Source organism: Roseateles sp. P5_E4, assembly GCF_054049255.1.
On the sequence record NZ_JBFUMS010000008.1, the window covers coordinates 12,604 to 31,084 of the forward strand.

The window sequence follows — 18,481 nt, forward strand, 5'->3', positions numbered from 1 at the left end:
CAGCGCTGCCGCGTGCCCCGGCACCGAATGCCGAGGCCGCCCCTCGCGATGCTGGTGTCACCGCCCCGATCAACACGGGGCCGGCCGCTGACACGCAACGCCGCTCGCGGCCTGGGTTACTGGATGGTGATGGCGCCCTTGATGGTCAAGTCGGACGCGTAGATGCCCGCGGTTTTCTTGTCCACGTTCGCGTCCATCAACCAGAAGCGTGTGCGCACGACGTTGGAGGACTGCAGCAGCGTCGCAGCCGAGGCGCGCGAGGCCGCCATCTTGTCCAGGGCCGCCTTGAACGCGGCGGCGTTGACGGGGGCGCCCGTGCTGTCAAAAGGGTTCGGCAGCTTGCGCACGTCGTCGTCAAGCGACGCCGTGGTGACGCCCGACAGGCCGCAGGCATCGGTCACCGCAAAGTTGTCAAGCGGCACGCCGTAGCTGAGCAACCCCGGCAATGGGGCCCACACCAAGGTGCTCAGCCTGACGTTGCAGCCGTTGTTGCGCTTGCCCAGGTCCAGGTGCACGACGATGGGCTTGTTCGACGAGTAGAGATCAAGGCCCAAGCCCATGGTGAAGCCCAACGCCTTCTCGGTGGTTACCTGCAGTCCACCCACCGTGTCGCCCGACGAATTGAAGCCACTCAGGCCAGGCGCAAAGATGTCGATGCGGTTGAAGCCGTATTGCCAGCCGCCGGTGAACATGGTGTCCGGGATATGCAGGGCCGAATCGAGCGTGGAGCCATCGGTGGAGACCTTGCTGTAGCACCAGTCGCCCGCGCTCGCATCGCACCACTCCCAGCCAGCGTTGAGCGCGCTGTCCCACGGGTTCACCCAGACGTTGCCGCCCTGCTTGGTGACTAGGTTGTTCATTGTTCCGCGACCACCTCCCGGCGCGAAGCCGTCGGCAATGAGCAGCGGGTCGACGGCGATATAGCGCTGCGTCGTCGTCTCCTTGTAGCTCTCATTGCCAGCTTGCTTCGCCGACACCGCGCAGGAGCCCTTGGCCAGCAACTGGACCGTACTGCCGCTGATGGTGCAGACAGCGGGCGTGTCGGTGGAGAACGTGACGGGTAGCCCTGAGTCCGCAGTCGCGCTGAGCGCGACCGACGTCGTTGCCGCCCGCAGCACGTAGTCGGGCGGGGTGAAATCAACCACCTGCGCATGCTTCAACACATTGAACAGCTGGCTCGCATCGTCGGCAGCGGCCCATTGGGTGCCATCCGAACCGGCCCCGCCGGGCTGGCTGGCGATGACCAGGCACTCACCCGCGGCCACCAGCGTCAGCTTGTCACCAGCGACCGTGCAGGTGGTGGGTGTGCCGGTTCGGAAGCTGACCGGCAGCCCGGATGTGGCCGTGGCTGACAAAGTCGTCGGGGGATTCAGCAGCGTGCCGCCTATGGCGCCACCCGGATATTTGAGAGTTATGACCTGGTAGCGGCCCTCTGAGCCGCCACCGCCACCGCCACCGCCACCGCCACCGCAGGAGGCCAGAAAAGCGCAAGCCGCAATAACGGTCAACTTCCGGGCCTGCGGAACCATCTTTTTCGTCACTTTATGTCTCCTGTTCTGAAATAACTGGGCACCCGGCTGCAGAACTTGCTCTGCAGCGACGCTGCTCCTTGAGATCGGCTCGCCCCGCCTCACTGACGGCGACTTGGTTCGGTCGTTGCACCAACTATTGGCCGGTGAGAGAAAGCCGCCCGTTGCGTCTTTGTCACCCTGTTCCAAGGCTGGCGAGCGCACCATGAACCGCGCCGTCTGTCAGAAATGCTTTCCGATGCCTGCGCCAAGCGTACAACTGGTAAGACCAAAGAGACATAGGGCAAACTCCCGGACAGACCAGATCTGTTTTTTTTTGGAGACTTTTTGTGCGAAATCGTCCACTTCAGCGGATCGTCATCGTCGGCGGCGGCAGCGCCGGCTGGATCACCGCCGCCCCGCTGGCGCGGATGCTGTGCCGGCCTGACCAACCGGATCAGCATTGCGAGGTGACGCTGGTGGAGTCGGCGGACATCGGCACTGTGGGGGTCGGCGAAGCGACGTTGCCAACCATCCAGTTCTACAACCAGCTTCTGGGAATCGACGAGGCAGACTTCGTCCGCAGCACGCGCGCCACCTTCAAGCTCGGCATCGAGTTCCAGGACTGGGGCCGGATCGGCCATCGCTTCTTCCACGGCTTCGGCGGGTTCGGCCCAGCCATCCACAGCCGGCCGCTGTGGGCCTACTGGCTGCGCCTGCAGGCCCTGGGAGACAAACTCCCCTCCTACGAAGAATGGTCGACCGCGACGGTGATGGCCCGGCAAATGCGCTTCGTGCCACCGGCAGCCGGCGAGCCGTCGCCTTCCAATGCCTTCGACTACGCCTTTCACTTCGATGCATCGCTGTACGGCGCCTACCTGCGCGAGTACGCCCTCAAGCATGGCGCCAAGCGCGTCGAGGGCACCATCACGCGCGTCGAGACGCGGCCTGAAGACGGTTTCGTGGCGGCGCTGCACCTGAGCGACGGGCGCCGGGTGGAGGGCGATCTCTTCATCGACTGCTCCGGCTTTCGCGCCCTGCTGATCGACGGTGCGATGAAGTCGCCCTATGAAGACTGGAGCCGCTGGCTGCCCTGCGACCGCGCACTGGCCGTGCCCTGCGAGCGTGCGGGCCCGATGACGCCCTACACGCGGTCGACCGCACGTACGGCCGGATGGCAGTGGCGCATCCCGCTGCAGCACCGCACGGGCAATGGGCTGGTCTATTGCAGCGGCTACCTGAGCGATGACGAGGCGCAGCGCACGCTGCTGGACCACCTGGACGGCAAGGCCCTTGACGAGCCTCGGCAACAGCGCTTTGTCACTGGGCGACGCAAGCAGGGCTGGGTGAAGAACGTGGTGGCCATCGGCCTGTCGTCCGGCTTCCTGGAACCGCTGGAATCCACCAGCCTGCATCTCATCATGGACGCCGTCAGCCGCCTGACGGCCATGCTGCCTGACCAGTCATTCCAGCCGGCGCTGGCGGACGAGTTCAACCGGCAAATGGCCTACCGCTACGAGTCCGTGCGCGACTTCATCATCCTTCACTACAAGCTGGGCGAGCGGCGCGACAGCGAGTTCTGGCGCTATTGCGCCGACATGCCCATTCCCGACGATCTCGCGCACCAGATCGCCCTGTTCCGCAAGACCGGCCGTGTCGCGGTGATCGAGCCGGAAGGCTTTGCCGAGCCGTCGTGGGCGTCGATCCTGCTGGGCCTGGGCGTCTACCCTGAGAGGTACGACCCCTATATCGACCTGGTGGACCCGCAGCTGATCCGCCGGCACCTTCACTCGGTGCACAGCTCGATCTCGCGCACGGTGGCATCCATGCCGTCGCACACGGACTTCCTGGACAGGATCTCCGCCCCGCCGAAGGCCTGACGCGCGCGGCGCCCTCGACGAGGGCGGCCCCGGCCCCCGCGTCCAAGTCGCCCGTCGCCGCGCAGGCTGCCTCGTCAGCCGCTGCGCTGGCCTGTCGCATCATCTCGGCCGCGCCGGCACGGGTTGAACACACTGCGGTCGTCCCTCCCAACTGAAAGGAAGAACCGATGGACTACCGAGCCCTTTTGACCATTCCACTGGTGGCCTTGGCGCTGACCGCCAGCGGTGCCGAGAAGCTGCGCCAGCCCGACGGCTGGATGGCGGGTGCCACCTATCGATGGCCCGATGGCAACACGCATGAAGCCGGCATCGCCCCCGAGACCGAAGCCAGCGGCCAGCGCGCGCTGACCGTCAAGTCCATTGGCAAAAGATCCAGCAGCGACATCGGCAGCATCGGTCAGTTTGTCCTCGGCTACACCGGGCAGCGTGTGCGCTTCACCGGCCAGGTCAAGACCGCCGGCTCGGATGGCTGGGGCGGCTTGGTCGTGGCCGCCGGCTTCACACAGCTCTACGGGGCGCACCTCGATCCGAACTTCGACAAGACGCCGCCACTGGGTGCGGCCGGTTGCCCGGACTGGTGCGAGGTCAGTGTGGTGGCCGACATCCCCGCCGACGGCCCCGGCGCGGTCAGTGTTGGCCTGGCCTTGGCCGGCAGCGGCCAGGTCTGGGCAAGGAGCCTGAGGCTGGAGGTGGTGGGGCGGGATGTGCCGTTGAGCACGCAGCGCTTTGGCGTCGAGGCGGCCATCGCCGCACGCGAGCTGCACCAGAACGTGCAGCAGATGCTGAGGGCGTGGCCGAAAGACCGGCCACCCACGCTTCCCCAGAACCTGTCCCTGCAATAGATCCGACAACGTCGTCAAGGACCAACGCCATGAACTTCCGCATCCTCCTGCTCGCGCCGCTGGCCGCCGTCGTGCTCAGCGCTTACGCTGCCAGCCCGCACGTGCCCCAGGGTTGGTACGCTTTTCAGGCGTCCTATCCCACTGACGCCAAGACGTCCGCGCTGAACGGCTATGAAGTGGGCATCGATCCCGCCGCTGGCGGCGTGCCGACCCTGACGATCCGCTCGGTCTACCCGAAGACACTGGGACCCATCAGCGCCGGCTCCGCTTATCAATCGGTGCTGGGCTATGCCGGCAAGCGGGTCCGCTTCAGCGGCGAGCTGAGAGCCGAGGCCGTCCGCGGCTGGGCCGGCCTCTACCTCGGCGAGGGCTTCGGCGACTTGAGCGGCGTCACGACTGCCGGCAGCGGTGGGGAAAAGCCGCTTCCCAGGGGCATCGCCGTACCGGCTGACGGCGGTTGGCACGACATGAGCGTCGTGCTGGACGTGCCCGCCGAAGCCACACACCTCGGCCTAGGTCTGGGCTTGGTGGGCGAAGGCCAGGTCTGGGCGCGTGGCCTGCGCTTCGAGGTTGTCGGCCCTGAAGTGGCGCCGACGACAACACCCATCGGCATCGACCTGGAGCGAGCGCGGCGCTTCTATGCGCAGGCATTGGCCGAAACGGCAAAGCAGCCACCGGCGCCGCTGAAAAATGCCGCGCTGGACTGAGTCACTGCGCCGCGCCCTTCTCCCCGCCCTGCTGTTCTGGGCGGCCTGGGCCCTGTTGCGCTGGTACTGGCCCCATGCGCGCTGGCTGCCCCTGGCCGCTCAGCTCTGGCTGGCCTACAGCGCCGCCTGGTTCACGCTCAACTGGCGCTGGTGGCCGCTGGCGGTGCCGCTGGCCGCCGCTCTGGGCGCCGCGGCGGGGACGTTGCTGCTGCCGGCCATCGACCTGGCGCAATGGCAGAACCCGCTGGCGATGTGGCGGCCCTGGCTGCCGGCCTTCGCCTTCGCGCTGCTGATGCATCTGCCGGCCCGCTGGTGGCGCTGGCGTGAGGAGCAGGCCTTGGCGCTGCGCCTGGCGCACGCCGAACACACCGCGGCGATGGCCGAGCTGTCGCGCCAGGTCAGCCTGACCGAACTGAAGGCGCTGCAGGCCCAGGTCGAGCCGCATTTCCTGTTCAACGCGCTGGCCAGCCTGCAGCAGCTGATCCGCAGCCAACCGGCCACGGCCGAGCGCTTTCTCGGTGAGCTGCACGACTACCTGCGCCTGGCCCTGCCCTCGCTGCGCGAACCCATGAGCACGCTGGAGCGCGAGTTCGAGCTGGCGCGCGCCTATCTCACGGTGATGGCCACACGGCTGGGCGAGCGCCTGTGCTTCGGCCTGCAGGCCCAGCCCGGCTGCGACGACCACAAACTGCCACCGCTGATGCTGCTGACGCTGGTGGAGAACGCGGTGCGCCACGGCATCGAGCCCAAGCCGGAAGGCGGCCGCATCGAGCTCGACGCTCGGCGCGAGGGCGAGCGCCTCGTGCTGGAGGTGCGCGACGATGGCGCCGGCCTGCAGGCCGCTGCGGCGGGGCCGGCCACGGGCCAGGGCCTGGGCCTGGCTAATGTGCGTGATCGCCTGGCCGGGCTGTACGGCGAGGCGGCGCGCTTGAGTGTTCAACAGCGATCCACCGGCGGCGTGTGCGCGCGCATCGAGCTGCCCTGGAACACCCCCGAGACCCGATGAAGCACCCCACCGCCCTCCTGATCGAAGACGAGGCCTTGCCACGCCAGCGCCTGCGCGAGGGCCTGGCCGAGCTGTGGCCGCAGCTGCAAGTGCTGGCAGAGGCCGAGGACGGCGAACGCGGCCTGGCCCTGGTGCTGGAACTGCGGCCCGACATCGTCTTCGTCGACATCCGCCTGCCCGGGCTGGACGGCCTGCAACTGGCGCGGCGCATCAAGGGCCTGTGCCACATCGTCTTCGTCACCGCCTACGACGCACACGCGGTGACCGCCTTCGACCAGGGCGCGGTGGACTACCTGCTCAAGCCGCTGGCCACCGAGCGCCTGCGCGAGACGGTGCAGCGCCTGCAGCAGCGCCTGCAGTTGCCTCCGGCCGAACTCGCGCGCTGGTTGCAGCAGTGGGCGCCGCCGTCGCTGCCGAACAGCGCCCCTGCCGTGCCCAGCGCGCCGCTGCGCTGGCTGCAGGCTTCACAGGGCGAACGCTTGCACCTTGTGATGGTGGCGGATGTGAGCCATTTCCGCAGCGACAACAAGTACACCTGCGCCTTCACCGCGGAAGGCGAATACCTGCTGCGCCTGTCCTTGCGCGAACTGCTGCAGCAACTCGACCCGGAGCAGTTCTGGCAGATTCACCGCGCCGTCGTCATCAACGTGGCCCACGTCGCTCGCGTGGATCGCAGCCTGGGCAGCATGGAAGTGCTGCTCAAGGACGGCAAGACAAGGTTGCCGGTGAGCCAAAGCTTCCAACCCCGGTTCAAGCCGATGTAGCGCGCAGTGTCGGCACACGCCGGCGGCCTCATTTGCTGGACGGAAATGCAAACGCCGCGTTCTCGCGCACGCCCGACGACGGCCAGCGCTGCGTGATCTGCTTGCGGCGCGTATAGAAGCGCACCGCGTCCGGGCCGTAGGCGTTCAGGTCGCCGAACAGCGAGCGCTTCCAGCCGCCGAACGAGTGGTAAGCCACAGGCACCGGGAGCGGCACGTTCACACCCACCATGCCGACCTGGATGTGGTCAGTGAAGTGCCGCGCCGTCTCGCCGTCGCGCGTGAAGATGCAGGTGCCGTTGCCGTACTCATGCGCATCGATCATCGCCATCGCGGCCTGCAGGCTGTCCACGCGGACGATGCCGAGCACGGGGCCGAAGATCTCTTCCTCGTAGATGCGCATGCCGGGCGTCACGCGGTCGAACAGGCAGGGGCCGAGGAAGTAGCCGGCCTCGTGCCCGGCCACCGTCAGGCCGCGGCCGTCGACGACGAGCTCTGCCCCCTCTTCCACGCCCTGGTCGACATAGCCGCGCACCTTCTCCAGGTGCGCCTTCGTGACCAGCGGCCCCATGTCGCAGCCCGCCTCGCGGCCGGAGCCGATCTTCATGCGGGCCATCTCGGCAATGAGCTTCTCGCGCACGGCATCGGCCGTCGCATCGCCCACCGCGACGACCAGCGGGATGGCCATGCAGCGCTCGCCGCAGGAGCCGAAAGCCGCGCCCATCAGCGCCGTCACGGCGTTGTCGATGTCGGCGTCGGGCATGACGACGGCGTGGTTCTTCGCGCCGCCCAGCGCCTGCACGCGCTTGCCGTGCCTGGTGCCGGTGGCGTAGATGTATTCGGCGATCGGCGTCGAGCCGACAAAGCTGATGGCCTGCACGCGTGGGTCGGCCAGCAGCGTGTCCACGGCCTCCTTGTCGCCGTTGACGACGTTAAGCACGCCCGGCGGCAGGCCGGCGTCCTGGGCCAGCTGGGCGATGAACAGCGTGCTGCTCGGGTCGCGCTCGGACGGCTTCAGGATGAAGGTGTTGCCGCAGGCCACGGCCATGGGCCACATCCACAGCGGCACCATGGCCGGGAAATTGAACGGCGTGATGCCGGCGCAGACACCCAGCGACTGGAACTCCGACCAGGCGTCGATGCCCGGGCCGACGTTGCGGCTGTGCTCGCCCTTCAGCAGCTCCGGCGCGTAGGTCGCGTACTCGACGTTCTCGATGCCGCGCTGCAGCTCACCCAGGCTGTCGGCCAGCACCTTGCCGTGCTCGTCGGTGATGAGGCGGCAGATGGTGTCGGCATGCGCTTCGAGCAGCTCCTTGAAGCGGGTCAGCACGCGGGCGCGCTTGAGCGGCGGCGTGTTGCGCCAGGCAGGGAATGCGGCTTGCGCGGCGGCAATTGCGGATTCGACGGTGGTGCGGTCCGCCAGGCGGACCTGCGCGCCGACCTTGCCGGTGGCGGGGTTGAAGACGTCGGCCGAACGGCTGCCGCCGTCGACCTGCTGGCCGTTGATGAGATGAGTGATCACGGGATGCTTGGGAGTAAAAGTTCAGAGGGTCGCGTCGAAGCAGTCGCCTAAAGCGGAGACCAGAGAGTCGATTTCCGCGGGCGTGCTGATGAAGGGCGGCGCCATCTGGATGGTGTCGCCGCCGTAGCGCACGTAGAAGCCCTTGGCGTACATGGCCATCGCGATGTCGAAGGGGCGCTTGGCGGGCTCGCCGAGCAGCGGCGTGACGGTGATGCCGGCGGCCAGACCGAAGTTGCGGATGTCGGCCACATGCTTGGCGCCCTTCAGGCCATGCACGGCCGTCTCGAACATCGGCGCCAGCTCCTTCACGCGCTGCAGCGCGTGCTCACGCTCCAGCAGGTCCAGCGAGGCGAGGCCGGCCGCGCAGGCGACGGGGTGGGCCGAGTAGGTGTAGCCGTGCGGGAACTCCAGCATGTAGTCCGGCCCGCCCTGGGCCATGAAGGTGTCGTGGATCTCCTGCTTGGCGACGACCACGCCCAGCGGCTGCACGCCGTTGGTGATCTGCTTGGCGGCGGTCAGGATGTCGGGCGTCACGCCGAAGGCCTCGGCGCCCGTCCACGCGCCGGCGCGGCCGAAGCCGGTGATGACCTCGTCGAAGATCAGCAGGATGTTGTGCGCGGTGCAGATCTCGCGCAGCCGCTGCAAGTAGCCGACCGGCGGGATGACGACGCCGGCCGAACCCGAGAACGGCTCGACGATGACGGCGGCGATGTTGCTCGCGTCATGCAGTGCGATCAGTTGCAGCAGTTCGTCGGCCAGCGCAGCGCCCATCGGGCCTTCTTGCGGCGGCATGCCCTTGAAGAAGCTGCCGTTGGGCGGCTGCGTGTGCGGCAGGTGATCGGCCTCGATGCCTTGGCCGAAGGTCTTGCGGTTGCCCACCATGCCGCCGACCGAGATGCCGCCGAAGTTGACGCCGTGGTAGCCCTTGGCGCGGCCGATCAGCCGCGTCTTGCCGGCCTGGCCCTTGGCGCGCCAGTAGGCCCGCGCCATCTTCAGCGCCGTGTCGGCCGACTCCGAACCCGAGCCGGTGAAGAACACGCGGTTCAGCCCCGCAGGCATCTTCTCGACGATCTTGTTGGCCAGCTCGAAGGACAGCGGGTGGCCGAACTGGAAAGCGGGCGAATAGTCCAGCTCGCGCGCTTGGCGGCTGACGGCGTCGACGATCTCCTGGCGCCCATGCCCTAAGCCCGTGCACCACAGGCCCGACAGGCCGTCGAAGATCTGCCGGCCATCATCGGTGCGGTAGTAGGCGCCGGCGGCGCCGGTCAGCAGGCGGGGGTTGGCCTTGAACTGCCGGTTGCCGGTGAAGGGCATCCAGTGGGCGTCCATCCATCCTGCGGGTCGGTCGGCGGTCTGAGTCATGGCTGCTCGTGCGAGTGGTTTGCGCCGCATCGTGCCCGGGCCAATGCTTGTAGACAATGACAACATCGCCATGTCTACTTGCCGGTCAATGAAACCAAACGACGCACGTCTTCCGGGCCAGATTGCAGACGTGGACCTGCGCCTGCTCAGGGTCTTCAAAGCCGTCGTCGAATGCGGCGGCATGGCGGCGGCGGAGCTGGAGCTCAACGTCGGCATGCCGACCATCAGCCGGCAGATCAAGGACCTGGAGGAGCGCCTCGGCCTGGTGCTGTGCCGCCGCGGCCGCGCCGGGTTTGCGCTGACGGCCGAGGGTGCCGAGCTCTACGCGGCGGCGCTGCAACTGCTGTCCGCCACCACCGACTTCCGCGCCCGACTGGAAGAGATCCACCACCAGATCGGCGGCGAGTTGCACCTGGCGCTGTTCGAGAAGACCGTCAGCAACCCCGCCTGCCACATCGACCGCGCGTTGGCGCAGTTCAACGAGACGGCACCGGGCGTGAAGCTGCACATCCATGTCGGCACCATCACCGACATCGAGCAGGGCGTGCTGTCGGGCCAGTTCCAGGTCGGCGTCATCCCGGAGCATCGAAGGTCGGAGAGCCTGGCCTACCGGACGCTGTTCGGCGAGCAGATGCACCTCTACGCCGGCAGCAGCCACCCATGGTTCAAGGCCGACCACCGCTGGAGCTGGGCGGACCTGAGAGGCCAGCAACTGGCGGGCCTGGGCTACCACTCGCCCAACCTGGTGCTGACGCACCGACAAAAGCTGGAGCGTGCGGCCACGGCGTCCGACCAGGAAGGCGTCGCCACACTGATCCTGACCGGCTGCTTCGTTGGCTTCCTGCCCGACCACTACGCCCATCCCTTTGTCGACGCCGGCCGCCTGCGCGCCGTGTCCGTCGATGAGCTGAGGTATGACTGCAGCTTCGCCTGCATCTACCGCCACGACCCCGCGCCCACCCGGGCCGCGGCGACGCTCGTGCAGGCGCTCGAAGCGGCGCACGCCTGAGGAAGCGGCGACTACCATCCCGCTCCTGCCTTCACCGCCATCTTCAGCGGCCTCGCGCCGCGCATCTCGCATGAGCCACACGCCCGATTCCTCGCGATACGACCGCCAACCCTATCGCCGCAGCGGGCGCAGCGGCTTGCTGCTGCCAACCTTGTCGCTTGGCCTGTGGCACAACTTCGGCGACGTCGACCGTTACGACAACGCCCGCACGATGCTGCTCGGCGCCTTCGACCGCGGCATCACCCACTTCGACCTTGCCAACAACTACGGCCCACCCCCAGGCTCGGCCGAGCTGACCATGGGCCGCGTGCTGCGCGAGGACCTGCAGGCCCACCGGGACGAGCTGATCATCTCGACCAAGGCCGGCTATCGCATGAACCCGGGCCCCTACGGCGAATGGGGCTCGCGCAAATACATGCTCGCCAGCCTGGACGCGAGCCTGAAGCGGCTCGGCCTGCCCTATGTCGACATCTTCTATTCGCACCGCCCCGATCCCGACACCCCGCTGGAGGAAACGATGGGCGCGCTGGACCAGGCCGTGCGCAGCGGGCGGGCGCTGTACGTTGGCCTGTCCAACTACTCGGCCGCGCAGACCCGCGAAGCCAGCGCCATCCTGCGGCGGCTGGGCACGCCCTGCGTCATCCACCAGCCGCGCTACAGCATGCTGGACCGTCATGTCGAGGGTGGCCTGCTGGAGGTGCTGGCCGAAGAAGGCATCGGCTGCATCGCCTTCTCGCCACTGGCCCAGGGCCTGCTGACGGAGAAATACCTCTCGTCCATCCCTGCCGACTCACGCGCCGCGCTGGGCGGTTTCCTGAAGCCCACCGACATCACGCCGGGACGGCTGGCGGCGTTGCGCGCGCTCAAGGCACTGGCGGATGCGCGTGGGCAGACGCTGGCGCAGCTGGCCCTGACCTGGGTGCTGAGGCAGCCTGGCATGACGTCCATCCTGGTCGGCGCCAGCCGGCTGGGCCAGATCGATGACGCTCTGGGCATCGTCTCGGCAGCGCCACTGACCGATGCGGAGCTGGCGGCGGTCGACTCCGCGCTGGCGCTCGAGAAGGCCGCCGGCTGAGGCCGCTCAGCCGCCGGGGGCCGCCAGGTTCTCGCGCAGCTTGGCCAGCAGCGCCAGCAATTGCCGGCACTCCGCCTCGTCCAGCCCGCTGACGGCCTGCGCTGACACGCGCTGAGCCTGCTTGCGCACCTGCTGCTGCAATGCCTTGCCCGCCGCACTGACCTGCAGGTGCACGCTGCGCCTGTCGGTGGCATCCGCAGTGGCCTCCAGCAGGCCACGCTCGCGCAAGCCCGCGATCAACCGCGCTACCTGGCCCTTGTCGCGCCCAGAGTGCTGCACCAGCTCGCTCTGCGTCGCGCCCGGGCGAGAGGCAAAGAAACCCAGTGTCTTGGCCTCCATGTGGCTCAGGTCATGCGCGGCGTCCTTCAGCGCCTGGAACTGCAGCGAGCGGAACCGGTGCATGACCGAGTGAACGCTCTCCACGACCTCTTCGGCGAGGCTGCCCTTATTGTTGACAATATCAACTTGTTTGCGCATGATGGATGACATTATCAACCAATGTTCCAGCCCATCATGTCCGACCCCACCACGGCGCCCGTGCGCCGCATCCAGCGCGTCCGCCATGAGCTGCTGATGCGCGACCTCGAAGTCAGCCGCGTCGAGCAGCTCAGCCCACACTTCGTCTCGGTGACCCTGCACGGCGAGTCCCTGGCGAGCTTCCGGTCCGACTCCTTTGACGACCACGTGAAGCTCTTTTTCGGTGAAACGGATCGCCGCGACTACACGCCGCGATCCTTCGACCGCGAGCGCTGCGAGCTGACGATCGAGTTCGCGCTGCACGGCGCCGGCGCCGCCTCCGACTGGGCCGGCCAGGCCGCGGTTGGCCAACACCTCAGGGTCGGCGGCCCCCGAGGCTCGATGGTCATCCCGACCGACTACGACTGGCACCTGCTGATCGGTGACGACTCCGCCCTGCCAGCGGTGCATCGCCGCCTGGAAGAACTGCCGCCCGAGGCGCGCGTCATCACGGTGTTGCAGGTCGGCGACGCCGCGGACCGCCGGCTGTTTACCGGCCGTGCGCAGACGGAAGTGAACTGGGTCCAAACCCCCGAAGCGCTGCAATCCGCCGTCGCCGCACTGAAGCTTCCCGATGGCGAAGGCTTCGCCTGGGCCGCGGGTGAAGCGTCCGCGATGGCCTCGGTGCGGGCCCTGCTCGTAGCCAAGGGCTTGCCCAAGGAAGCGCTGAAGGTGGCGGCCTACTGGAAGGCCGGCGCCACAGCCTTTCACGAGACGCTGGAGGCCTGAGCCGAGTTCATGCCTTGTGGCCGCGCGGCGAATCAGCCAGCGGTAGCCGCACACGGGCGTCCAGGCCCGACACGCGCGCGCCTTCGATCCGATTGACCAGTTCGATCTGGCCGCCCAGGGAATGAACCAGGGCCAGGCAGATCGCCAGCCCCAGGCCTGATCCCTTGCCGGCATCGCCGACGGCAAAGGGCAGGAAGAGCCTCTCCTGCTGCTGCGGCGTCAGCCCCGGCCCGCCATCGGCAATCAACAGCTGCGCCATGCCCATGTCGAGCGACAGCGCGATGGCCAGCCGCCCGCCCACCGACGTGTGCTGGATGGCGTTGTGCAGCAGGTTGCGCGTCAGCTCGCGCAGCGCCCACTCGTGGCTCTCGACGGCCGCGGGCTCGGTGTGGATGTCGAAGTCCAGGCCCTGCTTGGCGATCAGCGGCGCCAGGTCCAGGGCCACAGCGCGCGTGATCTCCGCCCAGTCCTGCGTCGGCATGGCCTCGCCCGGCTGGCGCATCTGTTCGGCGCGCGCCAGGGCCAGCATCTGGTTGGCAAGCTGGGTGGCGCGGTTCACCGTGGTGTCGATTTCGGCCAGGGCTTGCAGCGGCTCCACATCACCCTGGCGGGCGGACTGCACCTGCACCTTCAACACGGCCAGCGGTGTGCGCAGCTGGTGCGAGGCGTCGCGCACAAAGCGCTTCTGGTGCTCCAGCAGCCGCGCCTGTCGTGCCAGCGCCTCGTTGGTGGCGACGATCAGCGGTGTCAGCTCGACGGGCAGGCCAGGCGCCTGCAGCGGGCTGAGGTCGTCGGCGTCACGCGTACGCAGCGCGGCGCTGAGCTCGCGCACCGGCCGGGTGGCGCGCTGCACCACGGTCCAGACGACGATGGCGATGACGGCCAGCAGCGCCGCCTGGCGCCACAGCGTGTGCAGCAAGACCTGGCGCGCGAGGCCCCGGCGCAGGTGCAGCGTCTCGGCAACCTGGATGGTCGCCAGGCCCATGCCGGTCTGGCCAGACACCGGCTGCAGTAGCACGGCCATGCGTACCGGCTCGCCACGGAAGCGCGCGCCGTAGAAGTCCACCAGCGCCTGGTAGGCGCCCTGGTCGGGCAGCTTGCCCGTCCAGTCGGGCAGGTCCTCGTCGCCCGAGACCAGCTCGCCTTTGAAGCCTCGCACCTTGAAGTAGAGCCGGCTGCGGCCATCGGTCTCGAAGGCTTCCAGTGCCGAATACGGCACGGGCGCCAGCAGCCGCGCCTGCTCGCCGCTGCCCGCCACGCCGAGCAGCTCGCCGATGGCCTTGGCCGACGCCAGCAGCGTGCGGTCGTAGGCGGTGTCGACGGCGCGCAGCGTTTCGCGGTAAAGACTGAACGTGTTGATGGCCACCAGCAGGCCGACGGGCAGCAGGATGCCCCACAGCAGGCGGGCGCGCATGGACAGGGCGGCGAGGCGCTTCATCGAACGCGGCTCAGTCGTCCGACTGCAGCAGGTAGCCCAGGCCGCGCAACGTCACGAGCCTGGCGCTTCCTGGTGGCAGTCGCTTGCGCAGCCGGTAGGCCACGACTTCGATCGCATCGGGCAGCGCATCCGCCGCGTCCGCAAACACCAGTTCGAAGAGCTTGTCCTTGGCCACCGCCTGGCCCGGTCCCACGAGCAGCGCGCGCAGCAGCGCGGCCTCGCGCGGCGCCAGATCCAGCGGCTGGCCCTGGTGGTAGACGGCGCCACTCTGGGCATCGGCGCGCAGGCCGCAGAAGCTCGGTGCGTCGGCGGGCCGGGCCTCGCTGGCCTGGCCCTGGCGGCGCACCAGCGCGCGGATGCGGGCCTCCAGCTCGTCGAGGTCGAAGGGCTTGGGCAGGTAGTCGTCGGCGCCGGTGTTCAGGCCGAGGATCTTGTCGCCCAGCGTGCCGCGGGCCGTGATGATGATGACCGGCGTCGTCAGCCCCTCGGCGCGCGCCTGGGACAGCACGTCCAGCCCGTCCTGGCCCGGCAGGGACAGGTCGAGCAGCACGACGTCCGGCACGCTGGCGCGCCAGCGGCTCAACGCCCGCGCGCCGTCGTCGCAGATGACGACCTTGAAGCCGCGCCGCTCGAAAGAGCGCTGCAGCGTCGTCTGCATCGCGGCGTTGTCCTCGATCACCAGCAGCTTCATGGGCCGGCAGGCTAGCACCGCGGCGCAATGAAACAGGGGCTGAGGTTTACCCCGAGGCCATGGACAGCGGATTGACAGCCTCGTCGTCAACCATGCGGGCTGTAAAAGAAAACCGGCCGCTTCCTCATCCGCAGGGGCTCGGCCATCATGCCGGGGCGGGATACGCCCCGAGACGACAAGGAGACAAGCAATGCGTCGCGATACCTTCCTGAAGTCCCTGGCGGCCCTGGCCGCAGCCGGCGCCTGGCCATTGCAGGCCAACGCCGCCGGCGTGCCCATGAAGCTCATGATCCCCGCCAACCCCGGCGGCGGCTGGGACACCACCGGCCGGGCACTGGGCAAGGCACTGCAGGACGCGGGCCTCGCGTCCTCCGTGCAGTTCGAGAACAAGGGCGGCGCCGCCGGCGCCCTGGGCCTGGCCCAGTTCGTCAACGCCAGCAAGGGCGACCCGCATGCCCTCATCGTCATGGGCGCCGTCATGCTGGGCGGCATCATCACCGGCAAGCCGCCGGTGACGCTGGCCCAGGCCACGCCGATTGCGCGGCTGCTCAGCGAATACAACGTCTACGTCGTCCATGCCGCATCGCCGCTGAAGACGATGAAGGATGTCGTCGAGCAGCTCAAGAAGGACGCCGGCAGCGTCAAGTGGGGCGGCGGCTCGCGCGGCTCGACCGAGCATGTCGCCGCGGCCATGATCGCGCGCGACGTCGGCGTGGACGCGGCCAAGATCAACTACGTGCCCTTCCGCGGCGGCGGCGAGGCGGTGGCGGCCATCCTGGGCGGCAACGTCACGGTGGGCGGCAGCGGCTTCAGCGAGTTCCAGCCCTATCTCGAAAGCGGCAAGATGCGCGCGCTGGCCGTCACGGCGCCGACCCGCATCAAGGGCCTGAATGCGCCGACGCTCAAGGAGCTGGGCATCGACGTCGAGATCGGCAACTGGCGCGGCGTCTACGCGCCGCCCGGCATCACGCCCGAGCAGCGCAAGGCGCTGACGGACATGGTCGTCGCGGCCACCAAGAGCAAGAGCTGGGCGGAGTCCATCGACAAGAACGGCTGGACGCCGGCACTGCTGTCCGGCCCCGAGTTTGAGGCCTTCGTCGACCGCGAGTTCGCGACGTTGCGGGCGATCATGGTCAAGTCGGGGATGATTTAGCCCCTCGCCCAGTCTTGCGCCGGCTGAACGCCGGCAAGCCTGGTCGGTCTTGCAGACCGCGCTGCGGCAATGCCGCAGCTCTTCGGCAGGCACGACAAGCCCACAGGGCTTATCGTGTCCGGCCTCAGCCCCCGAGGGGACGGCGATGTCCGCGGCATTGAGCCGCGAACACATCGCCCGCGGGCCGGCTTGGGAGCGGCCCGGCGCTCGGCCCGCGTTTTAAATACTGAACTGAGGCAGCCCCATGAGCGACAAATCCTCTTCCAACGGCCAGACATTCGTCGGCGTCGGCACCCTGCTGATCGGCGCGGTGATGGCCTACGGCGCGACCTTCATCTCGTCGGAGGCCGGTTATGCCGGTGTCGGGCCGAACGCCCTGCCCTGGCTGGTGTCGGTGGTGCTGATGATCTGCGGCGCCTGGCTTGTCTGGGAGGCGCGCACAGGGGGCTACCGCGAGATGGAGGCGCCGTCGGGTGCCGAGCGTGGCGATTGGAAGGCCGTCGCCTGGGTCATCGCTGGCGTCATCCTCAACGCGAGCCTCATCACGACGCTGGGCTTCATCCTGTCCTGCGCGCTGTGCTTTGCATTCGCCGTGCGCGGCCTGCGAATTTCGGAAGGCAAGACGGGCGGCGCAATCAAGCGTGGCCTGCTGGACCTTGCGACCGGCATCTGCATCGCGGCGCCGGTGTTCTGGCTCTTCACCAAGCTGCTGGCGATCAACCTGCCCGGCCTGACGGCCAGCGGCTGGCTGTGAGGAAAACACCATGATGGATCTCTGGAACCAACTGCTCGGCGGCTTCGCCACCGCCGGCACGCCCATCAACCTGATGTGGGCCTTCCTCGGCTGCGTCATCGGCACGGCCATCGGCGTGCTGCCCGGCCTGGGCCCCGCGGTGACGGTGGCCATGCTGCTGCCCATCACCACCCAGGTGGAACCGACGGCGTCGCTGATCTTCTTCGCCGGCATCTATTACGGCGCGATGTACGGCGGCTCGACAACCTCCATCCTGCTCAACACCCCCGGCGAGACCGGCACCATGGTGACGGCGCTGGAAGGCTTCAAGATGGCCAAGAGCGGCCGCGCCGGCGCTGCCCTGGCCACCGCGGCCATCGGCTCCTTCGTGGCCGGCACCATCGCCACCGTGCTGGTCACGCTGTTCGCGCCCCTCGTCGCAGACTTCGCCGTCACCCTCGGCCCGCCGGAGTATTTCCTGTTGATGCTGCTGGCCTTCACGACGGTCAGCGCCGTGCTGGGCAAGAGCACGCTGCGCGGCATGACGTCGCTCTTCATCGGCCTGGCGCTGGGCCTGATCGGCCTGGACCAGATCACCGGCCAGGTGCGCTACACCGGCGGCGTGCCTGAGTTCATGGACGGCATCGAGACCGTGCTCGTCGCGGTCGGCCTGTTCGCGGTGGGCGAGACGTTGTATCTCGCCCTCTACGAAGGCCGCAGCACTGCCGACCTCAACAAGATGGGCAGCGTGCACATGACGCGCCAGGAATGGCGGCGCTCCTGGCCAGCCTGGCTGCGCGGCACCCTCATCGGCTTCCCGTTTGGCACCATCCCCGCGGGTGGCTCGGAGATCCCGACCTTCCTGAGCTATGCCACCGAGCGCAAGCTCAGCAAGCACAAGGAAGAGTTCGGCACCACCGGCGCCATCGAGGGCGTGGCCGGCCCGGAGGCCGCCAACAACGCCGCCGTCACGGCGACCCTGGTGCCCCTGCTCACGCTGGGCATCCCGACCTCGGTCACCGCGGCCATCCTGCTCAGCGCGCTGCAGAACTACGGCATCCAGGCCGGCCCGCAGCTGTTCACCACGTCCTCGGCCCTGGTATGGGCGCTGATCGCGTCGCTCTACATCGGCAACGTGATGCTGCTGGTGCTGAACCTGCCGCTCGTGGGCCTGTGGGTGAAGCTGCTGAAGATCCCGCGGCCGCAGCTCTATGCAGGCATCCTGATCTTCGCCACCGTCGGCGTCTACGGCATGCGCCAGAGCGCCTTCGATCTCTTCCTGATGCTGGGCCTGGGGCTGATGGGCGTCGCCATGCGGCGCTTCGACTTCCCGACCGCGCCGATCGTCGTCGGCATGATCCTCGGCCCCCTGGCCGAAGCCCAGGGGCGCAATGCACTGTCCATCGGCAGCGGGAACTGGAGCGTCTTCATCGAGCGGCCGCTGTCCGTGGGCCTGCTGGTGGTGCTGGCCGCCGTGCTGCTGCTGCCACGTGCATGGCGCTGGGTGGCCGCGGGGCGCTGACGCCGGCGCCCGTCCCGTACTGCGACG

At 68.3% G+C, this 18,481-nt stretch carries 17 protein-coding genes; 11 read left to right on the forward strand and 6 right to left on the reverse strand.

Annotation, left to right across the window (positions count from 1 at the left end; all coding sequences use genetic code 11):
- Positions 1–116: 116 nt before the first annotated feature.
- Positions 117–1,736: a hypothetical protein gene (locus ACXJLH_RS16250; protein ID WP_457445253.1), complete on the reverse strand. Its 1,620-nt coding sequence runs from the start codon at positions 1,734–1,736 to the stop codon at positions 117–119.
- Between the two features lie 122 nt (positions 1,737–1,858).
- On the opposite strand from ACXJLH_RS16250, the gene ACXJLH_RS16255 reads away from it, so the two are divergent.
- The 5 genes from ACXJLH_RS16255 to ACXJLH_RS16275 all read left to right on the forward strand — a co-directional run bounded on the left by ACXJLH_RS16255 (position 1,859) and on the right by ACXJLH_RS16275 (position 6,707).
- A complete protein-coding gene (locus tag ACXJLH_RS16255; RefSeq protein WP_457445255.1) occupies positions 1,859–3,388 on the forward strand; it encodes a tryptophan halogenase family protein in 1,530 nt (509 codons plus the stop codon).
- 167 nt (positions 3,389–3,555) lie between these two features.
- Entirely contained in the window at positions 3,556–4,230 is a 675-nt protein-coding gene (locus ACXJLH_RS16260) for a hypothetical protein (protein ID WP_457445257.1), read from the forward strand.
- Positions 4,231–4,259: 29 nt separating this feature from the next.
- Positions 4,260–4,937: a hypothetical protein gene (locus ACXJLH_RS16265; protein WP_457445259.1), complete on the forward strand. Its 678-nt coding sequence runs from the start codon at positions 4,260–4,262 to the stop codon at positions 4,935–4,937.
- On the forward strand, positions 4,921–5,943 hold the full coding sequence (locus tag ACXJLH_RS16270) for a sensor histidine kinase (protein ID WP_457445261.1): 1,023 nt from the start codon (positions 4,921–4,923) through the stop codon (positions 5,941–5,943). Before ACXJLH_RS16265 ends, ACXJLH_RS16270 begins: the two co-directional genes overlap by 17 nt.
- The gene (locus tag ACXJLH_RS16275; protein WP_457445263.1) at positions 5,940–6,707 is read left to right on the forward strand and encodes a LytR/AlgR family response regulator transcription factor; all 768 of its coding nucleotides are present in this window, start codon (positions 5,940–5,942) and stop codon (positions 6,705–6,707) included. Before ACXJLH_RS16270 ends, ACXJLH_RS16275 begins: the two co-directional genes overlap by 4 nt.
- Before the next feature lie 28 nt (positions 6,708–6,735).
- On the opposite strand, the gene ACXJLH_RS16280 is transcribed toward ACXJLH_RS16275, so the two are convergent.
- Positions 6,736–8,226, reverse strand: a complete 1,491-nt coding sequence (locus tag ACXJLH_RS16280; protein WP_457445265.1) for a CoA-acylating methylmalonate-semialdehyde dehydrogenase — start codon at positions 8,224–8,226, stop codon at positions 6,736–6,738.
- A gap of 21 nt (positions 8,227–8,247) precedes the next feature.
- Positions 8,248–9,588, reverse strand: coding sequence for an aminotransferase class III-fold pyridoxal phosphate-dependent enzyme (locus ACXJLH_RS16285; RefSeq protein ID WP_457445266.1), 1,341 nt, complete (start codon positions 9,586–9,588; stop codon positions 8,248–8,250).
- A gap of 130 nt (positions 9,589–9,718) precedes the next feature.
- Between ACXJLH_RS16285 and ACXJLH_RS16290 the strand changes: the two genes are divergently transcribed.
- Together ACXJLH_RS16290 and ACXJLH_RS16295 are read left to right on the forward strand one after the other, a co-directional pair.
- Positions 9,719–10,597 (forward strand): LysR family transcriptional regulator, encoded by an 879-nt coding sequence (locus ACXJLH_RS16290; protein ID WP_457445268.1) that lies wholly within the window; start codon positions 9,719–9,721, stop codon positions 10,595–10,597.
- A gap of 70 nt (positions 10,598–10,667) precedes the next feature.
- Positions 10,668–11,672 carry an aldo/keto reductase gene (locus ACXJLH_RS16295; RefSeq protein ID WP_056203707.1) on the forward strand — a complete coding sequence of 335 codons (1,005 nt, stop codon included), beginning with the start codon at positions 10,668–10,670 and terminating at the stop codon, positions 11,670–11,672.
- A 6-nt stretch (positions 11,673–11,678) separates the two neighbouring features.
- Here ACXJLH_RS16295 and ACXJLH_RS16300 read toward each other — a convergent pair whose 3' ends face one another.
- Complete coding sequence (locus ACXJLH_RS16300) at positions 11,679–12,074, reverse strand: MarR family winged helix-turn-helix transcriptional regulator (protein WP_457445270.1); 396 nt, start codon at positions 12,072–12,074, stop codon at positions 11,679–11,681.
- 111 nt (positions 12,075–12,185) lie between these two features.
- Here ACXJLH_RS16300 and ACXJLH_RS16305 point away from each other — a divergent pair, with 111 nt between their 5' ends.
- A complete protein-coding gene (locus tag ACXJLH_RS16305) occupies positions 12,186–12,917 on the forward strand; it encodes a siderophore-interacting protein (protein WP_457445272.1) in 732 nt (243 codons plus the stop codon).
- 7 nt (positions 12,918–12,924) lie between these two features.
- Here ACXJLH_RS16305 and ACXJLH_RS16310 read toward each other — a convergent pair whose 3' ends face one another.
- Both ACXJLH_RS16310 and ACXJLH_RS16315 read right to left on the reverse strand, forming a co-directional pair.
- Positions 12,925–14,355 (reverse strand): sensor histidine kinase, encoded by a 1,431-nt coding sequence (locus ACXJLH_RS16310; RefSeq protein WP_457445274.1) that lies wholly within the window; start codon positions 14,353–14,355, stop codon positions 12,925–12,927.
- A gap of 10 nt (positions 14,356–14,365) precedes the next feature.
- On the reverse strand, positions 14,366–15,046 hold the full coding sequence (locus ACXJLH_RS16315) for a response regulator transcription factor (RefSeq protein WP_457391917.1): 681 nt from the start codon (positions 15,044–15,046) through the stop codon (positions 14,366–14,368).
- Positions 15,047–15,236: 190 nt separating this feature from the next.
- On the opposite strand from ACXJLH_RS16315, the gene ACXJLH_RS16320 reads away from it, so the two are divergent.
- The 3 genes from ACXJLH_RS16320 (at position 15,237) to ACXJLH_RS16330 (ending at position 18,454) form a co-directional block, all read left to right on the forward strand.
- Positions 15,237–16,199 (forward strand): Bug family tripartite tricarboxylate transporter substrate binding protein, encoded by a 963-nt coding sequence (locus ACXJLH_RS16320; protein WP_056203712.1) that lies wholly within the window; start codon positions 15,237–15,239, stop codon positions 16,197–16,199.
- A gap of 244 nt (positions 16,200–16,443) precedes the next feature.
- Positions 16,444–16,953 carry a tripartite tricarboxylate transporter TctB family protein gene (locus ACXJLH_RS16325; RefSeq protein ID WP_457445275.1) on the forward strand — a complete coding sequence of 170 codons (510 nt, stop codon included), beginning with the start codon at positions 16,444–16,446 and terminating at the stop codon, positions 16,951–16,953.
- Between the two features lie 10 nt (positions 16,954–16,963).
- Complete coding sequence (locus tag ACXJLH_RS16330; protein ID WP_457445277.1) at positions 16,964–18,454, forward strand: tripartite tricarboxylate transporter permease; 1,491 nt, start codon at positions 16,964–16,966, stop codon at positions 18,452–18,454.
- The last annotated feature ends 27 nt before the right edge of the window (positions 18,455–18,481 follow it).